The following is a 17,289-nucleotide window of genomic DNA, read 5'->3' on the forward strand; positions in this document are numbered from 1 at the left end:
CCATGAATTTTTCCTCCCTCTCGATCAAGAATCCGATCCCGGCCATCATGCTGTTCGCGCTGCTGACCCTGGCCGGCCTGCTGGCCTACAAGGCCAATCCGGTGCAGGATTTCCCCGACATCGAACTGCCCATCGTCACCGTCAGCGCGGTGCTGCCCGGCGCCGCGCCGGCCCAGCTGGAAACGGAAGTGGCGCGCAAGATCGAAGACTCCGTCGCCACCTTGCAAGGCGTGAAAAACATCTACACCAAGGTGCTCGATGGCGTCGTCACGGTAACCGTCGAATTCATCCTGGAAAAGCAGATCGCCGAAGCCGTCAACGATGTGCGCGACGCCGTCGCCCGCGTCAAGGCGGACATGCCGGCCGAACTGCGCGACCCCACCGTCACCAAGGCCTCCACGGCAGGGCGCGTGGTGCTGACCTTTATCGCCACGGCAAAGCCGGGCGTGGACAACCCGCTCGATGCGCCCGACCTATCCTGGTTCGTCGACAATACGGTGGCCAAGCGCCTCTTGACCGTACCCGGCGTGGGTGCCGTCACCCGAGTCGGCGGCGTCTACCGCGAAATCCAGGTGGAACTCGACGAGGCCCGCATGGCGGCATTGAAAGTGTCGGCCCTCGACGTCTCGCGCCAGCTGCGCCTGGTGCAGCGCGAAGCGCCTGGCGGCCGGGGCGACATCAGCGGCGCCGAGCAGTCCGTGCGCACCATCGCCACAGTGAAAACGGCCGATGAACTGTCGCGCGTGGAAGTGCCGCTGCCGGATGGACGCCATGTGCGCCTGGACCAGGTAGCCACCGTGCGCGACACCATCGCCGAACCGCGCGCGCTGGCCGAGCAGGATGGCAAGACCGTCGTCGCCTTTGAAGTGTTCCGCACCAAGGGCGCCAGCGAAGTGGCCGTCGCCAAGGGCGCGCGCGACGCCATCGCCGACCTGCAGAAGGAAAACCCGAACGTGGTGCTGCAGCAGTCGATCGACAATGCCTTCCCCGTCGAGGAAAACTTCGACGGCTCGATGGAGCTGCTGTACGAAGGCGCACTGCTGGCCGTGCTGGTGGTGTGGTGGTTCCTGCGCGACTGGCGCGCCACCCTGGTGGCCGCCGCCGCCCTGCCCCTGTCCGTGATGCCGGCTTTTCTCGGCATCTACTGGTTCGGCTACACGCTCAATACCGTCACCCTGCTGTCGCTGGCCCTGGTCGTCGGCGTGCTGGTCGATGACGCCATCGTGGAAATCGAAAACATCGAGCGCCATCTGCGCATGGGCAAGTCACCTATGGAAGCGGCCATGGAAGCGGCCGACGAAATCGGCATGGCGGTCATCGCCACCACGTTCGCGCTGGTGGCCGTGTTCCTGCCGACGGCCTTCATGAGCGGCATTCCCGGCCTGTTCTTCAAGCAGTTCGGCTGGACGGCCGTGCTGGCCGTGCTGGCCTCGCTGGTGGTGGCGCGGCTGCTCACGCCGATGATGGCGGCCTATATCCTGAAACCGCTGCCGCACAAGGAAGAGCAGGATGGCTGGCTGATGACGCGCTACCTGACGGTCATGCGCTGGTGCCTGAACCACCGCGGCATCACGGCCATCGCCGCGGCCCTGTTCTTTGTCGGCGCCATCGCGCTCGTGCCGCTGCTGCCGACCGGCTTCGTGCCCGCCGCCGACCGCGCGCAGACGCAGATCAACCTGGAACTGCCGCCCGGCTCCACCCTGGGCGAAACGCAGGCTGTGGCAGCCCTGGCGCGCGATGCGGCCATGCGCACGCCGGGCATTCAGGGCGTCTTCAGTTCGATAGGCGGCGGCTCGAGCGGCGACGCCTTCGCCCCCGGCGCCGCGGCCGAGGCGCGCCGCGCCGTGCTGACCCTGACCACCGTGCACCGCACCGAGCGCAAGGAATCGATGGCGGACCTGGAAACCCAGTTGCGCCACAAGCTCGATACCATCCCCGGCGCCCGCTTCACGGTGGGACCGCCCGACACGGGCGTCAAGATGCAGCTGGTGCTGCGCTCGGAAGACCCGGTGGCGCTGATGGCGGCGGCGCAAAAGGTCGAGCGCGAACTGCGCGGTCTGAAAGGCATCGGCAACGTCAATTCCAGCGCCTCGCTGGTGCGTCCGGAAATCATCGTGCGTCCTGATTTCGCCAAGGCGGCGGACCTGGGCGTGACGGCGGCGGCCATCGGCGAAACCGTGCGCGTGGCCACGGCCGGCGACTACGACACGGACCTGACGAAAATGAACCTGCCCGAGCGGCAAGTGCCGATCCGCGTCAAGCTGCCCAACAGCGTGCGCGCCGACCTGGCCGCCATCGAGCGCCTGACGGTGCCCGGCAAGAATGGTCCCGTGCGCCTGGCGAACGTGGCCACGGTGACGATGGAAAGCGGTCCGGCGCAGATCGACCGTTTGAACCGCAGCCGCAACGTGACCCTCGACGTGGAACTCGGTTCGCGCACCCTGGGTGAATTGAACGTGGAAGCGCGCGCGCTGCCGTCGATGAAGAATTTGCCGCCATCCGTGAAGATCGCCGAACTGGGCGACGCGCAGGAAATGGCCTCGCTGTTCGCCAGCTTCGGCCTGGCCATGCTGATCGGCGTGCTGTGCATCTATTGCGTGCTGGTGCTGCTGTTCAAGGACTTCATGCAGCCGGTGACCATCCTGGCGGCGCTGCCGCTGTCGATTGGCGGCGCCTTCGTGGCGCTTCTGATCACGGGCAGCGCCCTGTCGATGCCCTCGATGATCGGCCTGATCATGCTGATGGGGATCGTCACCAAGAACTCGATCCTGCTGGTCGACTATGCGATCCTGGCGCGCCAGGCGGGCATGAACCGCTTCGATGCGCTGGTCGACGCCTGCCACAAGCGCAGCCGCCCCATCCTGATGACGACGATCGCCATGGGCGCCGGCATGATGCCGCTGGCGCTGGGCTGGGGCGCCGACCCCAGCTTCCGTTCACCGATGGCCATAACCGTCATCGGCGGCCTGATCACGTCGACTTTACTGAGCCTCCTGGTGGTGCCGGCCGTGTTCACCTACATCGACGACCTCGAGCACCTGCTCAAGCGCGGCATGGCGAAACTGCGCCGCCAGAAGGCGCCGCTGCGGCGCGACGACAAGGTGGCGCTGGAAAAATAAATGCTGCGGTAAATTGCAAAATCGCCCCCTGCGGGCAAGGAAGCGAGGGACCGGCCGCCAGGCCGCGCTCCCTCGCTTTCATCTATCTGGCATACTGCGCCCATTCTCCATGAACGCAATCTGCCCTGCCTATGAATCACCGTACCCCGCTCGTCCTGCTATTGGTATCCGCACTGCTCGGTGCCTGCTCGGACAAGACCGCCCCCGCCAGCGCCGACCTGGCTGCTGACGTGGTCACCGAAGTCCCCGCTGCCGCTGCCGCGGCAGATGCCGCATCGGCCGAACACGTGCCGCCGCCATCCGCCACCGCCCCCAGGACGGAAGCGATGAACACGCCGCAGGCGCGCGAGCGCGAGGTGGGCATGATGCGCGCCGTCTTCGGCAAGGACTACCGCAGCGACAGCGAAGATGCGCTGGCCGACCTGTCCGATCCCGACAACCACGTCGACAAGCTCAGTTACGTGGTCAGCGCCGTCAGCCACAAGCTGCTGCCCGATGGCAGCGCCATTCTGGTGGCGAATGCGGAAACGGCCAACACGGAAGGCACGGCCGAATCGGCGCATGCCTCGCCGGGGTTGCTGAATGTCTTTTTCCTGGCGCCCAAGGGTCAGCCGGAAGACGGCCAGTGGCAAGTCGTGAAACGTCTGGAAAACATCGCAGCCTTGGGCTCTTCGGGGCAACTCGGCGAAGTCCACTGGGTCATGCTGGGCGCGAACAAGCCGGGACTGGCGATCCGCCATGGCTATACGGGCCAGGGCTATACCATCACGCAACTGGCCCTGTTTGAAATCGGCGACGGCAAGGTCACCTCACTCGATGGTGCCGTCGACCTGTATTCGGACAATATGGGCGCCTGCGGGCCTGAGACGGACGAGTGCTGGATGGTCAAGGGGAACTGGCGCTTCGCGCCGGCGCGCAATGGCGGCGCCTACGACGACTTGCTGATCGATTTCAAGGGCGCCTCCGAGAAGATCAAGCCTGGCGTCACGGTCAAGCCGGACGAAGACCCGCCGCGCATCGCCACGCCCCTGAACGGCCACGCGCGCTATGGCTTCGATGGCAAGGGATATAAACTGATTGAAGGGAAGAACACGGTGCCGGGCGTTTAAACACGGCACCGTCATGCCGCTACTTGCGCGCCGCTTCCAGGCGCGCCAGCAGCGGTGCATACATGGAACGCGTATGGCTGCTCCAGCGGGCCATGGCGCTGTCGATATCGAGCAGCAAACGCTCCGACAACACCTTGTCGCCCTGCCGCAGCGCCCAGATCGCGCACTCGGCGCGGCACTCGAAGCTGTTGTAGCGCGTCAGCGCATCGTCGAATTCCGCCTTCGCCTCCGCCTGCCGCCCGCTTTGCGCCAGCGCGCGCGCCGTCAGCAGGGACACCATCTCGGGACGGAAATGGATATCCGTGCGGCGGATGAATTCCAGGTGCGTCAACGCTTCGGCGCCCCGTTCGCACTCCAGGTAGGCGCGTGCCGCGCCCAGGCGAATTTCCAGGTCCGATGAAAACGCTCCCTGCAGGCAGGCTTCATACGTCGATGCCGCTTCGCGCGCATTGCCCGCTTCGAGCTGCGCGCTGGCCAGGCGCATCTGGTTTTGCGCCGTCGGCGTGTACTCGAAAGCCGCTTTCGCCTCGCGCAATTCGCGGTTCGGATCGAGCACCTGCACGGCTACCGACGCGACCTTGCGCGCGCCTTGCGGCAGGCGCGAATTGGGCAGGTAGATGGCGAAGAAATACACCACGCTGCCCAGCAGCGGGAACATGAATAAAATGAGCAGCCAGTACAGCTGCTGCCCGTTGCGCACCACGTGGATCGCAAAAAATACCGCGATCAGGATATGGATACCTATGCCAAAAATCGTCATGCTGCGACCTCGTTCGTTCGTGATGGAAGCGGCTGGCACCATGCCGCCGCTTTTCCAGGCCAGATAGTACACCGGCAGTGTGGCTATTATCCGCCGCCAACCGACCAGCCGCCCCCCATGGCGCGGTACAGGTCGACCGAAGCGACAAGGATGCGCGTCTTCAATTGCAGCAGTCCCACGTCGGCGCTATACAGGGTGCGCTGGGCGTCGAGTTCTTCCAGGTACGAGGCGTAACCATTGCGGTAGCGGTTATGCGCGATGCGCAGGGTGTCGGCGGCAGCGGCGCGGCGCGCGTCGTTTTCCACGGCTTGCTGCTGGAGACGGTAGATGGCGCCCAGGCTGTTTTCCGTTTCGGCGAAAGCATTGCGCACCACGTTTTCATACGTGTACACGAGCTGGTCGCGCTGCGCGCCGGCCGCATCCGTCTGCGCCTGCACGCGGCCGCCATCGAACAGGGGGCCGGCCGCCAAGGCCGTCAGGCGCCACAAGGCGGTCGGCGCATGCAGGAAATCGGTGAGTGTTGTCGCTTGCCCGCCGCCGACGGCCGTCAGCTTGAACGAGGGCAGCAGCTGGTCGCGCGTGGCGGCCAGGCTGGCGTTGGCGGCCGCCAAGTTGTGTTCCGCACGCGCGATGTCGGGCCGCCGGCGCAGCAATTCGGAGGGCAAGCCTGCCGGCACGCCAGGCGCCGCCAGCTCGGCCAATGGCAAGCCGCGCGCGATGGGGCCCGGATTGCCGCCGACGAGAACGGCCAGCGCGTTTTCCTGTTCAAAGATCTGCCGCTGCAGCTGCGGCACCTGTTCGGCCGCCGCATGGTATTCCGATTGCGCCTGCAGCCATTCCAGGCGCGAGCTGTAGCCCACCTCGAACTGCTTGCGCGCCAGCTCGCGCGACTGTTCGCGCAGCTGCAAGGTCGATTGCGTCAACGCCAGCTGCGCGTCGAGTCCCCGCAAATTCAGGTAGCTCGTCGCCACGCTGGCGGCGATCGACAGGGCCGCCGCATCGAGGCTGGCCTGTTCGGCGCGGTAGCTCTCGCCCGCCGCATCGCTCAGGCTGGCCAGCCGGCCCCACACATCGATTTCATAGCTGGCCTGCAGTTCCGCCTGGAAGACATTCGTCACATACGGCTTGCCGCTGGACGCCAGGGTGCGCGTGCGCGTGGGCGAACCGTCGAAAGCCAGGTTGGGCGCGCGGTTCGCGTCGGCCTGCGCCAGGCGCGCGCGGTATTCCTGCACGCGGGCGCGCGCCACGCGCAAGTCGCCATTGCGCGCCAGCGCCTCGCCCACCAGGTCGCTCAAGACCGGATCGCCGAAGGCTTGCCACCACAGCTGCTCGACATGGGCGTCAGTCGCCGCGGGGACACCGATGGCTTGCGCGCGCCAGCCGGACGGCAACTGCAGTGCCGACGCGGGCTGCGGTGGCGCGTTGGCGGCGCAGCCTGCCAGTGCCAGCGCGCCGGCCATCAGCAGGAAACGGCGCTTCATGGCTTGGCCTTCTTCGGCGCCGGCGGCGGCGCAGGATTGTCCGCCGAGTCGTTCAGCACGGCCGACGTGTCGACGCTGACCACCACCGACATGCCCGGCACGAGGCGGCGCGCATTCGCCTGGCCCGGGTCGATACGGATGCGCACGGGAATGCGCTGGGCGATTTTAAGGTAATTGCCCGTCGCGTTATCGGCCGGCAGCACGGAAAACTCGGAACCGGTGGCCGGCGAAATGCGTTCCACCTGCCCCGTCAGCACGGCGCCGTCGAGCGCGTCGACGTGGAAGGTGGCGCTCTGCCCTTCCTGCACGCCGTTCATCTGCGTTTCCTTGAAATTGGCGATCACCCACATCTGGCGCGGCACCAGCGCCATCAGCTGCGCGCCCGAATTCACGTAGGCGCCCTGGCGCACCGTCACCTGACCCAGTTGGCCATCGGATGGGGCCACGATGCGCGTGTTATCGAGGTCGATCTTCGCCGCCTTGACAGCCGCCTGCGCGTTGGCCACGGCCGCTTCCAACGCCTGCTTGTTGACCACCACGGAATGCACGCTTTGCTGCGCGATGTCGAGATTGGCGCGGGCCTGCGCCAGCGCCGCCGCCATCTGCGCCTGCGCGGCGCGCGACTGGTCGTGTTCGCGCTGCGACAGCGAACCGTCGGCCACCAGCTGCTCCACGCGATTGAGGTCGGCGCTGGCCTTGCGCGCCTGCGCTTCCGCATTCGCCATCACGGCCTCGCTGACGGAAATACCCGCCTGCGCGCTGGCCTTTTGCTGCGCCCAGTTCGACAGCGCCGCCTGCTGCGCGGCCAGCTGGGCCTGCGCCTGCTCATAGCGCTGCTGATAGATGCGGTCGTCGATGCGCACCAGCAGCTGGCCTTCCTTCACGTCCATGAAATCCTGCACCGTCACTTCCACCACATAGCCCGACAGCTGCGTGCCGATGATGGTCACCTGCCCGCGCACGGTGGCGTTTTCCGTCGTCACGATGGGGCTGGTGAACGGCGGCAGACGCCACGCATACAGCACGATCAGCACGCCCACCAGGGCCACGGCGGCAAAGGCCAGCGCGGACAGCCACTGGTGGCGCCGGTCAGGCTGCGGCGGCGTGCCGCTTGCCGCAGGCGCTGGCGCAGGTGGAGCCGCAGGTGCGGGGGCTGGTGCGGGTACTGGCGGCGTGGTGTTATTTTCTGTCATTGCTCGGTTCCGAATTGGTAATGGGGACGATGGCCATGGCCGTCTGCGCATCGCGCACGGGGCCGACCAGGCGGCGCGCGCCGGTGGTGATGCGGGTCCAGGACTGGCTGACCAGCATCCAGATCAGGGTGGCGATGGCGACGCCGGCGATCATCAAAAAAACGTCGTTATAGGCCAGCACATTGGCTTCGCGCGTGGCGATGGCGCCCAGGCGCGCCACGCCTTGGGCGCTGCGCAAGGCAGGGTCCATCAGCACGCCGCCATAGCTTGCGGCGCCCGACTGCACGCGCGCGGCCACCTGCGGATCCAGCATGCTCAAGTGCTCGACTAGGTAGCTGGAATGGTATTTTTCGCGCGCCGTCTGGATGGTGCCGACGATGGCCGCGCCGAGCAGGCCGCCCAGGTTCTGCGTCATGGTAAACATCACGGAAAAACTCACCAGGTTGCGCGGTTCGGCGATCACGGCGCCCATGCCGGCCACCATGGTGGGACCGAGGAAATACGTGCCGCCAAAGGCCAGCAGGAACTGGCTTACATACATGTTGACTGGGCGCGTCTGGCTGGTGGCGTGCGCGTCGATCAGGGCACCGGCAGCGATCAGCAGCAGCGCGAACATCAGCGAGCGGTTCAGGGTCGCCGGATTGATCGTCAGCGCGCTGACCACCAGGCCCGCCACGCTGCCCAGCAGCACCACGACGAACAGGTTCTGCATCTGGTCCGTGTTCAGGCCCAGCGCCTGCAGAAAGCCGACGGCCCCCGTCGATTCGGACAGCACGATGCGAAACAGCAGCACCGATAAAAACAGCTTGGCGATCTTGCCCGTCGTGAGCCAGCGCGTGTTGAGCAGCGGACGCGCGCGGTTATGTTCGATGGCCAGCGAGGCGGCGATCAGCACGATGGAGCACGCCAGGCACACGCCCACCCATTCGGACTCCATCCACCACGCCGTGCGCCCCTGCGCCAGCACGGCGCACAGCAGGGCCACGCCGGGCGCGAACAGGATAAAAGTGAGGAAATCGAGCGGCTCGAACGTCTGCACCCGGTCGCCCGGAGGCAGCTTCAGGGCCAGCACGCAGCCCAGCGCCAGCAGGGCCAGCCCCAGTTCGAACAAATACAGGCCGTGCCATTCGCCGATCTGCAGCAGTTCGGACGTGAAGATGCGCGCCAGCGGCAAGGCCAATTGGGCAAAGCCCAGGCCCAGCACCACGCCCTTCAGGCGGTGCCGCGCGGGGAACGCCTGCAAGGTGTAGTACAGGCCCAGCACCCCCAGCGCGCCGCCCACCATGCCATGCGCGGCGCGCACGGCGATCGCCGACGACAAGGTATTGGCATACAAGTGGGCAAACGTCACCAGCGCATACAGCACCAGGAACGCTTCCGTAAACAGGCGCAGGCCGAACTGCTGGCGGAACTTCACCAGCAGGAGATTCATGGAAACGATGGTCATCACGTAGGCGGCCGGCAGCCACTGCATCTGGTAGGCATAGGCGCCCAGCGAACCTTGCAGGTTCAAGATATTGGCCGTCACCAGGCCGTTGCCCAGCCCCCCCGTCAGCGCGACGATCAGGCCGACGATGAAATACGCGACACGCTTGGGCGTCGAATGTTCGGGCATCGATGGCGACCCGGGCAAGGTCGGGCGTTCGCCCGGCCCCCAGGTGCGAGGTGTGTACTTGTCCATGCAGTAATCGCGATCCGGTTTGCTGAAGCCGTTCCTTGCTGCTGTTACACAGATAGTGGCAAATGAACAGTTCTAGTCAGCAGCATATCACCGCGGGACGTTTTTATTGTTTACATTGTTGCACGCAGTTGCAGGCATTGACGGAGACAGGGCAGGCAAAGCCCGCCCTGTCCTTTGCTCAGGCCCGCATCACACCCGCGGCGGATCCGTCTCGCGCGCAAACGCCCGGTGCGCGGCCAGCACCTTCTTGAACGCAGCCACGGCTTTCACTAGGTCGCCGGACGGCGCGACGATGATGGCGGGATCGGGCTTGCCGTCGGGCAGGGTCACCGGCACGCCAGCCTTGTCCAGCAAGTCCTTGCCCGCGCCGATGACCAGCATCGGCTTGCAGTGGCGGTATTGCAGGCGCAGGAAGTCGAGCGCGTTGGCGTCGCTGCCCAGCTGCTGCACGGCGCCCTGGCCGTCCGGCACCACGACGGCGTCGAACAGCACGCCCGGTCCCGCTTCGAGCGAGATTTCCACGGCCAGCGGCGCGCCGCTGCTCGTATCGACTGTCCCCAGGTGGCTGCCCACCAGGCGCGGCGCGGCGCCGTCAGCCAGCAGCGCGGCATAGGTATTGCGCACTTGCGCGCCATCGCTGCCCGGCCCCACCAGGATGGCCACGCGCAGGGTATGGATGCCCGTCTTGCCGGGGCGGAAAAAGAGCGACAGGGCCGGCGATGGCGGATACGCCGGCAGCGGCTGCAGGGAAGCGCGCGGCATGGCGGGCGGCAGGGCCAGGCCCAGGCCATCGGCCAGGCGCTGCGCCAGGGTCTCGTCGACATTGCGCAGCATGGCGACGATGCGCTGGCGGATCGCCACCGTCTGCACCTTGCTCAGCTCAAAGCGGAACGCATGCACGATATGGTTTTGCTCGACCGGCGTCTGGCTGATCCAGAACAGGCGCGCCTGGGCATAATGCTCGGCGAATTTCTCGGGCTTGCCGCGCACCTTGTCGCCTTCGGCGGAGGCAGGAAAACTGTTGAAACCTTTCGCACCCGCCTGGAACGGACAGCCGCCCGCCAGCGAGTTCGGTTCATACGCGACCCGGCCCCGGTTGATGGCCTGGCGGTGCATGCCGTCGCGCTGATTGTTGTGCACGGGCGCCAGCGGCGCATTGATGGGAATCTCGTGGAAATTCGGGCCGCCCAGGCGCGTCAGCTGGGTATCGACATAGGAATGGATGCGTCCCTGCAACAGCGGATCATTGCTGAAATCGATGCCGGGCACGATGTGCGCCGTACAGAAGGCCACCTGCTCCGTCTCGGCGAAAAAATTGTCGGGATTGCGGTTCAAGACCATTTTCCCGACGGGGATGAGCGGGACGACTTCTTCGGGAATCAGCTTGGTGGGGTCGAGCACGTCGAAAGGAAACGCTTCCGCCTGCGCTTCCGTGAAGACCTGGAAGGACAGCTCGTATTCAGGATACTCGCCGCATTCGATGGCTTCCCACAGGTCGCGCCGGTGGAAGTCGGAATCGGCGCCGCTGATCTTGACGGCTTCGTCCCACACGAGCGAATGCGTGCCGGCCATCGGCGACCAGTGGAATTTGCAGAAAACGGACTGGCCCTTGGCATTCACGAGGCGGAAGGTATGCACGCCGAAGCCCTGCATCATCCGGTAACTGCGCGGGATGGCGCGGTCCGACATGACCCACATCAGCATGTGCGTGATTTCCGGCGACAGCGAGGCGAAATCCCAGAAGGTGTCGTGCGCGCTGGCCGCCTGCGGCATGCCGTGGTGCGGCTCGGGCTTGACGGCGTGCACCACGTCGGGGAATTTCATCGCATCCTGGATGAAGAAGACGGGGATGTTATTGCCGACCAAATCCCAGTTGCCCTCGTCCGTATAAAACTTCACGGCAAAGCCGCGCACGTCGCGCGCCGTATCGGTGGAACCGCGTTCGCCGGCTACCGTGGAAAAGCGCACGAAGACGGGCGTGCGCTTGCCCGCCCTGGCGAACGGCGCGGCGCGCGTCAGCTTGCTTTGTTCCTTGTAGCATTCGAAGTAGCCATGGGCGGCCGAACCGCGCGCATGCACGACCCGTTCGGGGATGCGCTCATGATCGAAATGCGTGAGCTTTTCACGCAGGATGAAATCTTCCATCAAGGTGGGGCCGCGCAAGCCCGCCTTCAGCGAATTCTGGTTGTCGCCCACGGGCACGCCCTGGTTGGTCGTCAGCACGCAGCCGCTGTCGTCGCTGCGGGCGCCATCGAGCGAGGCGTTGCGCGCATTTTCGCCCAGCGCCGGCTGGCCATCGCCCGTCTTCGGCGACGCGGTCGTTTCGCCCGTGGTGCTGGCCGTGGCCAGCGGTTCGCCGGCTGCCACATGCACGCCTTCGACCGGCGTGCGCGCGGCCTCGCCATACTGGCCTTCTTCCTTGGGATTGACGGCCATGGCGGCGGCCAGCTGCTGGCCGGCGGCCGTCTTTTGCAGCAGCGCGCGGGTCACGTCGTTGTCCGCGCCCAGGCTGTGCGGCGCATTGCTGTCGGATGGGCCGGACATGCTGCTCAATACGGAACCTGCACCGTCCGTGGACGGCGTTTTCTTGCTGGTAGCCATTACATCTCCTGTGAGTAGTTTGCCCCGGGAAGTAACGCTACAACTCCCTCATTCAGCGCACGAACAGGGCAATCAAAATAATGATGGGAATAGGTATGCCGATCAACCACAACAAAATGGAGCGCATCATCACTCTCCTTTACTGCTTGCTACTACTTTGTACCTTGCACCTTGTGCGCGTGGGCGCCGGCCCGCCCCGCCATGACGGCGAAGGGAACAGCGCCCACGACACATACTTCCCGGAAGGCGTAAAACTTATTTACGCGAACCCAGCAATTTCGACAGGCCATAACCGGCCGCGGCAGCAATCAGCAGGGACACGGCCGGGCGTTCGCGCACATAGTCGCGTCCCGTTTCGCCGGCGCGCTGGCAGGCGGCGCCCAATTGCTTGCCACGCGCCATCAGGGTTTCGGAAGCCTTGTTGACGGTATCGCTGACCTGGCCGATGCGGTCGCCCACCTGGTCCACGCCGTCATGGGCGCGCGTGGCCACCTTGTCGGCCAGGGGCTGGGCCTGGCTTGCCACCTTGTCGATGGTGCGGTGCAAATCCTGGCGGGTATCCTGGGCGGTGCCGTTCATATCGGAGCTGGTTTTTTCAATCGCGTTCATGATGGTTTCCTTTAACAGTGAATAATTTCAACCATGCTCGATGCCGTGACCGAATCATGATTCTCCTCGCTTCAGGGAAAAAGAAGCGGCTAAACGCTGCCGGGCTGAGCCATATCAAACAAGGATCAGCAGCAAGCTGTTGGCACTACCTTAACTGCGTCCGCCCCGCGCCACCGTGCGCTGCCACACCTTGAGGTGCAGACTTAAATGCCTGCCGGAAATAACAATCCCCGCCGGCCTGGTGGGGCGGACGGGGATCGGGGTGAAATGGTGTTATTTAGGCGTAGGTCGGGTTAGCGGAGCGTAATCCAACACATCGTTGACATTACCGCTTACGCCTGCAACCGCGCATCGAGCGAATAGCGTCCCGCGCCGCTGATGGCAATGGTGCCAAAGATGATGATCAGCAGCCATCCGAACTGGCCGTCGGCGATGCTCCAGTCCGGGTGCACGAGCAGCATCGACACGCCCAGCAGGAACAGCAAGGGCAAACAGGCCAGGCGCGTCAGCAAGCCGGCGGCGACCAGCAGCGGGCAGAGGATTTCCGCGAACAGGGCGCAGTACAGGGTGACGGCGCGGCCCAGGTGCAGCGGGTCGTCGATGTGCGCCAGTTCCTCGGAAAAGTGCAGCAGCTTGGGCAAGCCGTGCACGTGCAGTACCAGCAGCGCGCCCGTCATGCGCGCAAACAGCAAGCCGGCATCGGGTAAAAAGGGGCCGGCCAGCGCCGCCATCCAGTTTTTCTTCATGATCGCTCCAGTGGGAAAGCCAGTCGGCGCGGCGCGCCGCTGCCAGCCATCATAGGCAGGCGGACACGTGGGCGCGACTGGTCTTTTGGCAGAGGCGCCGGCGCGCGCGAAAGCCTAGACTGGCCGATGCCATCACTGGTCCAGGCCGTAACCGGCCTCCCTCCCCCATCCCCGAAGGAAATGCATCATGTCGAAGAAAATCGAAGCCGAAGAAGTCACTTCCCGCCGCAAGCTGCTCGTCAGCGTCGCCGGTGTCGCCGCCGGTGCGGGCCTGCTGGCCGCCGGTGGCGCCAGCGCCGCCGCCAAGCCAGCCGCTGCCGCCGCCAACGCGCCGGGCAAGCTCACCGTCAACAGCGTTACCGTCAAGGACGGCACCGTCATCCACTTCAAGGACTGGGGCACGGGCACGCCCGTCGTCTTCAGCCACGGCTGGCCATTGCAGGGCGACGCCTGGGAAGACCAGATGATGTTCCTGGCCAGCCACGGCTACCGCGTGATCGCGCACGACCGCCGCGGCCACGGCCTGTCCAGCCAGCCATGGCAGGGCAATGACATGGATACCTACGCCGACGACCTGGCCACCCTGCTCGACGCGCTCGACATCAAGGGCGCGACCCTGGTCGGCCATTCGACGGGCGGCGGCGAAGTGGCGCGCTACATCGGCCGCCATGGCGAAAAACGCGTGGCCAAGGCCGTGCTGGTAGGCGCCGTGCCGCCGCAGATGGTCAAGTCGGACACCAATCCGGGCGGCTTGCCGATGTCCGTGTTTGACGGCATCCGCGCCGGCGTGCTGGCCGACCGTTCGCAATTTTTCAAGGACCTGACCGTGCCGTTCTTCGGCGCCAACCGTCCCGGCAACAAAGTATCGCAAGGCATGCGCGACACCTTCTGGCTGCAGGGCATGCAGTGCGGCATCAAGAACGCCTACGATTGCATCAAGCAGTTTTCCGAGACGGACTTCACGGCCGACCTGAAGAAAATCTCCGTGCCGACCCTGGTCGTGCATGGCGGCGACGACCAGATCGTGCCGATCGACGCGTCCGGCAAGGCTGCGGCCAAGCTCATCAAGAACGCCAAGCTGGTCATCTATGAAGGCGCGCCGCACGGCTTGCCGGCTACCCACAAGGATCGCCTGAACGAAGACTTGCTGGCCTTTATCAAGTCCTAATCCGTTCTTCGCTTTCCGCACCGCCGGCCCGCCCGGCGGTGTTTATTGCCCCCGCCGCGTAAAAAAACCGCCCGCCTCCCCCATTCGTATAACTGCCTTGCCTGACGGCGCGTGCATACTTGCTGCAATGCGGCATCCGCCGCGACAGCGACAGGAGCACGGCGATGGCCAGCATGCATTATTTCCCTCAGACGCAGGACGCCGGCCTGGCGCACGCGCAGCGCACGGGCAGCATGGGCGGCATGGGCGGCATGGGCGAATTTGCCGCATCGGTCGCGCACGAGGTGCGCCAGCCGCTGGCGGCCATCGCGCTCAATGCCGATGCCGCCACGCGCTGGCTCGATCATGATCCGCCCCGCCTCGACGAAGTACGCGCGGCACTGGCCCTGGTCGCCAGCGCCGGCAGCCATGCCAGCGCCGTGCTGCGCAGCGTGCATGGCCTGGCCTGCAATTCGCCGGGCAGCCACGCTCATTTTGTGGCCGACGACGCCGTGCAGGACTTGCTGCCGCTGCTGCGCGCACCGCTGCAACGCCACGCCATCCACCTGGAAACGCAACTGGCACCTGGCCGCCCGCTGCTGCACGCCGACCCGGTGCAGTTCCGGCAAGTCCTCCTGAACCTGCTGATGAACGCCATCGAAGCCTTGCAGGGCACGAGCGGCCGGCCGCGCACGGTGCTGCTGTCCTCGCGCCTCGATGGGGGCGTGCAGCATTTCAGCATCGCCGACAATGGCGCCGGCATCGCGCCGCAGGCGGCGGACCGCCTGTACCACGCCCTGTATTCCAGCAAGCCGGACGGCATGGGCATGGGCTTGGCCATCTGCCGCCGCATCCTCGACGCGCATGGCGGCCGCCTGTGGCATGCGCCCGGCGCGCCCCACGGCAGCGTCTTCCACTTCACCTTGCCAGCTCAATGAAGACAACCATGGACACGACCATTCCCCCGGCCGATGCACCGATTACCCTCTTGATCGCCGACGACCACCCGCTGATCCTGGCCGGCCTGGCCTCGCTGATCGCATCACTGCCTGGGCTGCGCCTGCTGGGCCAGGCCGGCACGGGCCTCGCCGCCGTGGAGCTGTACCGGGAGCTGCGGCCCGACGTGGTGCTGATGGATTTGAACATGCCGGAAATGCATGGCATCGAGGCGATCGAGCGCATCTGCGCGGACGACGCGCAAGCAAAAATCGTCATCCTCACCAGCTACCAGGGCGAGGACAGCGTGCACCGGGCCTTGCGCGCCGGCGCGCGCGGCTACCTGCTGAAGGATTCCGGCTTCCTGCAACTGACGCAGTGCATCCGCCAAGTGGCCGCCGGCAGGCAATACCTGCCGCCGGAACTGGCCGCGCAGCAGGCCGGCCGCATCGAGGCAAACCGCCTGTCGAAACGCGAGCACGACATCCTGCTGCACCTGTCCGCGGGCAAGAGCAACAAGATGATCGCGCGCAGCGCCGGCATCGAGGTGGGCACCGTCAAATTCCACGTGAATAATATTTTGACCAAGCTCAACGTATCAAGCCGCACCGAGGCGGCCACGGTGGCCGCCCGGCGCGGCTTGCTGGGCGCGTTTTAAGGCCACGGATATCAGGCGGCGCTGTCGTCCTTCTGCTGCGGCTCGGCCTTGGCCAGCGTTGGTTTGGCTTCCACGCCGCTGATCTTCGGCACGCATTCGCTGCGCAGCCACGATACCGTCACGGGCTCGCCCGCCATCAGGCGCTTGACGCTGGGGACGATCTGTTCGCCGATCAGCATGCCCAGCAGGCCGATCAGGGCTATCGCGGGCGGCGCCGGCGAGCGCACTTGCAAGACGGCGTAGATGATGCCAACGAGCAAGCCCACGGCCAGCGAAATCACATATAACTTCATGGCGCATTCCTTTCGATAAAAAAAACGCCGCGCGCGGTCAGGCGCGCGGCGCATGGCATAGCCGCGCGGCGATTACTTGGCCGGCACCGGCGCCAGGGTCGTATGTTCGCCATGGATGCGCTGCGGCGCCTTGTGCACCATCGTGTAGGCGTAGTCGACGCCCATGCCGTAGGCGCCCGAATGTTCGCGCACGATGGCCATGACGGCGTCATAGGTTGCCTTGTGCGCCCAGTCGCGCTGCCATTCCAGCAGCACCTGCTGCCAGGTCACCGGCACAACGCCGGCCTGGATCATGCGCTGCATGGCGTAGTCGTGCGCTTCCTTCGACGTGCCGCCGGAAGCATCGGCCACCATGTAGATCTCGTAGTCGCCTTCGAGCATCGCGCACAGGGCGAAACTGTTGTTGCACACTTCCGTCCACAGGCCCGACACGACGACTTTCTTCTTGCCGTTGGCGGCCAGCGCATCGCGCACCTTCTGGTCATCCCACGAATTCATCGAGCTGCGCTCGAGGATATCCTTGCCCGGGAAGACGTCGAGCAGTTCCGGATAGGTGTGGCCGGAGAAGCTTTCCGTTTCCACCGTGGTGATGATGGTGGGGATGTTGAACACCTTGGCGGCCTTGGCCAGGCCCACGGTATTGTTTTTCAGCGCCTGGCGGTCCATCGACTGCACGCCGAACGCCATTTGCGGCTGCTGGTCGATGAAGATGATCTGGCAATTGTCGGGGGTAAGGACTTCCAGTTTCGGATTGGTCATGATGTCATCCATGAAAAAAGGGTTGAGTGGGTACTGCCGTGCATCGTATGCCTGGCGCCGCGCCCGCACCACTATCTAAATATAGGCTGGCATCCTGGTTGCCTATGGGAAATACCTCCTGCAGGAGGGCAGGCGCTGCGGTAAAATACCTTTTGCTCACCATGCTCCGACGACTCTTGATCGCTAACTCCTCTTTG

14 protein-coding genes are annotated in these 17,289 nt (G+C 65.3%); 5 read left to right on the plus strand and 9 right to left on the minus strand.

Translation table 11 applies throughout. The annotated features are described in order from the left end of the window. Window positions 1-2: 2 nt before the first annotated feature. Window positions 3-3,119, plus strand: coding sequence for an efflux RND transporter permease subunit (locus VM94_RS26320; protein ID WP_046686076.1), 3,117 nt, complete (start codon window positions 3-5; stop codon window positions 3,117-3,119). 131 nt (window positions 3,120-3,250) lie between these two features. Next, complete coding sequence (locus VM94_RS26325) at window positions 3,251-4,228, plus strand: hypothetical protein (protein WP_046686077.1); 978 nt, start codon at window positions 3,251-3,253, stop codon at window positions 4,226-4,228. Between the two features lie 19 nt (window positions 4,229-4,247). Here VM94_RS26325 and VM94_RS26330 read toward each other — a convergent pair whose 3' ends face one another. The 7 genes from VM94_RS26330 to VM94_RS26360 form a co-directional block, all read right to left on the minus strand. Then, window positions 4,248-4,988 (minus strand): hypothetical protein, encoded by a 741-nt coding sequence (locus VM94_RS26330; protein WP_046686289.1) that lies wholly within the window; start codon window positions 4,986-4,988, stop codon window positions 4,248-4,250. Window positions 4,989-5,074: 86 nt separating this feature from the next. Next, a complete protein-coding gene (locus VM94_RS26335; RefSeq protein WP_046686078.1) occupies window positions 5,075-6,469 on the minus strand; it encodes an efflux transporter outer membrane subunit in 1,395 nt (464 codons plus the stop codon). Next, on the minus strand, window positions 6,466-7,662 hold the full coding sequence (locus VM94_RS26340; protein ID WP_046686079.1) for an HlyD family secretion protein: 1,197 nt from the start codon (window positions 7,660-7,662) through the stop codon (window positions 6,466-6,468). The genes VM94_RS26335 and VM94_RS26340 overlap by 4 nt, the downstream gene beginning before the upstream one ends. Next, the gene (locus tag VM94_RS26345) at window positions 7,649-9,343 is read right to left on the minus strand and encodes an MFS transporter (RefSeq protein ID WP_046686080.1); all 1,695 of its coding nucleotides are present in this window, start codon (window positions 9,341-9,343) and stop codon (window positions 7,649-7,651) included. The genes VM94_RS26340 and VM94_RS26345 overlap by 14 nt, the downstream gene beginning before the upstream one ends. A 189-nt stretch (window positions 9,344-9,532) precedes the next feature. Continuing rightward, window positions 9,533-11,944 (minus strand): catalase, encoded by a 2,412-nt coding sequence (locus VM94_RS26350; RefSeq protein WP_046686081.1) that lies wholly within the window; start codon window positions 11,942-11,944, stop codon window positions 9,533-9,535. Window positions 11,945-12,199: 255 nt separating this feature from the next. Beyond that, window positions 12,200-12,553 (minus strand): DUF883 family protein, encoded by a 354-nt coding sequence (locus VM94_RS26355; protein WP_046686082.1) that lies wholly within the window; start codon window positions 12,551-12,553, stop codon window positions 12,200-12,202. Window positions 12,554-12,885: 332 nt separating this feature from the next. Continuing rightward, on the minus strand, window positions 12,886-13,299 hold the full coding sequence (locus VM94_RS26360; RefSeq protein WP_200899274.1) for a DoxX family protein: 414 nt from the start codon (window positions 13,297-13,299) through the stop codon (window positions 12,886-12,888). A gap of 187 nt (window positions 13,300-13,486) precedes the next feature. Here VM94_RS26360 and VM94_RS26365 point away from each other — a divergent pair, with 187 nt between their 5' ends. The 3 genes from VM94_RS26365 (at window position 13,487) to VM94_RS26375 (ending at window position 16,040) form a co-directional block, all read left to right on the plus strand. After that, window positions 13,487-14,467 (plus strand): alpha/beta fold hydrolase, encoded by a 981-nt coding sequence (locus tag VM94_RS26365; protein ID WP_138828999.1) that lies wholly within the window; start codon window positions 13,487-13,489, stop codon window positions 14,465-14,467. A 164-nt stretch (window positions 14,468-14,631) separates the two neighbouring features. Continuing rightward, complete coding sequence (locus VM94_RS26370) at window positions 14,632-15,384, plus strand: sensor histidine kinase (RefSeq protein ID WP_052755948.1); 753 nt, start codon at window positions 14,632-14,634, stop codon at window positions 15,382-15,384. A gap of 8 nt (window positions 15,385-15,392) precedes the next feature. Beyond that, entirely contained in the window at window positions 15,393-16,040 is a 648-nt protein-coding gene (locus VM94_RS26375) for a response regulator (protein WP_046686083.1), read from the plus strand. A gap of 11 nt (window positions 16,041-16,051) precedes the next feature. Here the strand turns inward: VM94_RS26375 and VM94_RS26380 are convergent, their stop codons facing one another. Beyond that, complete coding sequence (locus tag VM94_RS26380; protein ID WP_046686084.1) at window positions 16,052-16,333, minus strand: XapX domain-containing protein; 282 nt, start codon at window positions 16,331-16,333, stop codon at window positions 16,052-16,054. 72 nt (window positions 16,334-16,405) lie between these two features. Next, window positions 16,406-17,092 (minus strand): hydrolase, encoded by a 687-nt coding sequence (locus tag VM94_RS26385; RefSeq protein WP_034747885.1) that lies wholly within the window; start codon window positions 17,090-17,092, stop codon window positions 16,406-16,408. Between the last annotated feature and the right edge of the window lie 197 nt (window positions 17,093-17,289).

It is taken from the genome of Janthinobacterium sp. KBS0711 (assembly GCF_000988085.1).
Taxonomy (GTDB): Bacteria; Pseudomonadota; Gammaproteobacteria; order Burkholderiales; family Burkholderiaceae_D; genus Janthinobacterium; species Janthinobacterium lividum_E.

Excerpts from the sequence above, each read along its gene's own strand:
- VM94_RS26330 (WP_046686289.1), bottom strand. The coding sequence starts at position 4,988 with ATGACGATTTTTGGCATAGGTATCCATATCCTGATCGCGGTATTTTTT.
- VM94_RS26380 (WP_046686084.1), bottom strand. The coding sequence starts at position 16,333 with ATGAAGTTATATGTGATTTCGCTGGCCGTGGGCTTGCTCGTTGGCATC.
- VM94_RS26345 (WP_046686080.1), bottom strand. The coding sequence starts at position 9,343 with ATGGACAAGTACACACCTCGCACCTGGGGGCCGGGCGAACGCCCGACC.
- VM94_RS26335 (WP_046686078.1), bottom strand. The coding sequence starts at position 6,469 with ATGAAGCGCCGTTTCCTGCTGATGGCCGGCGCGCTGGCACTGGCAGGC.
- VM94_RS26350 (WP_046686081.1), bottom strand. The coding sequence starts at position 11,944 with ATGGCTACCAGCAAGAAAACGCCGTCCACGGACGGTGCAGGTTCCGTA.
- VM94_RS26320 (WP_046686076.1), top strand. The coding sequence starts at position 3 with ATGAATTTTTCCTCCCTCTCGATCAAGAATCCGATCCCGGCCATCATG.
- VM94_RS26365 (WP_138828999.1), top strand. The coding sequence starts at position 13,487 with ATGTCGAAGAAAATCGAAGCCGAAGAAGTCACTTCCCGCCGCAAGCTG.
- VM94_RS26360 (WP_200899274.1), bottom strand. The coding sequence starts at position 13,299 with ATGAAGAAAAACTGGATGGCGGCGCTGGCCGGCCCCTTTTTACCCGAT.
- VM94_RS26385 (WP_034747885.1), bottom strand. The coding sequence starts at position 17,092 with ATGACCAATCCGAAACTGGAAGTCCTTACCCCCGACAATTGCCAGATC.
- VM94_RS26375 (WP_046686083.1), top strand. The coding sequence starts at position 15,393 with ATGGACACGACCATTCCCCCGGCCGATGCACCGATTACCCTCTTGATC.
- VM94_RS26340 (WP_046686079.1), bottom strand. The coding sequence starts at position 7,662 with ATGACAGAAAATAACACCACGCCGCCAGTACCCGCACCAGCCCCCGCA.
- VM94_RS26370 (WP_052755948.1), top strand. The coding sequence starts at position 14,632 with ATGGCCAGCATGCATTATTTCCCTCAGACGCAGGACGCCGGCCTGGCG.
- VM94_RS26355 (WP_046686082.1), bottom strand. The coding sequence starts at position 12,553 with ATGAACGCGATTGAAAAAACCAGCTCCGATATGAACGGCACCGCCCAG.
- VM94_RS26325 (WP_046686077.1), top strand. The coding sequence starts at position 3,251 with ATGAATCACCGTACCCCGCTCGTCCTGCTATTGGTATCCGCACTGCTC.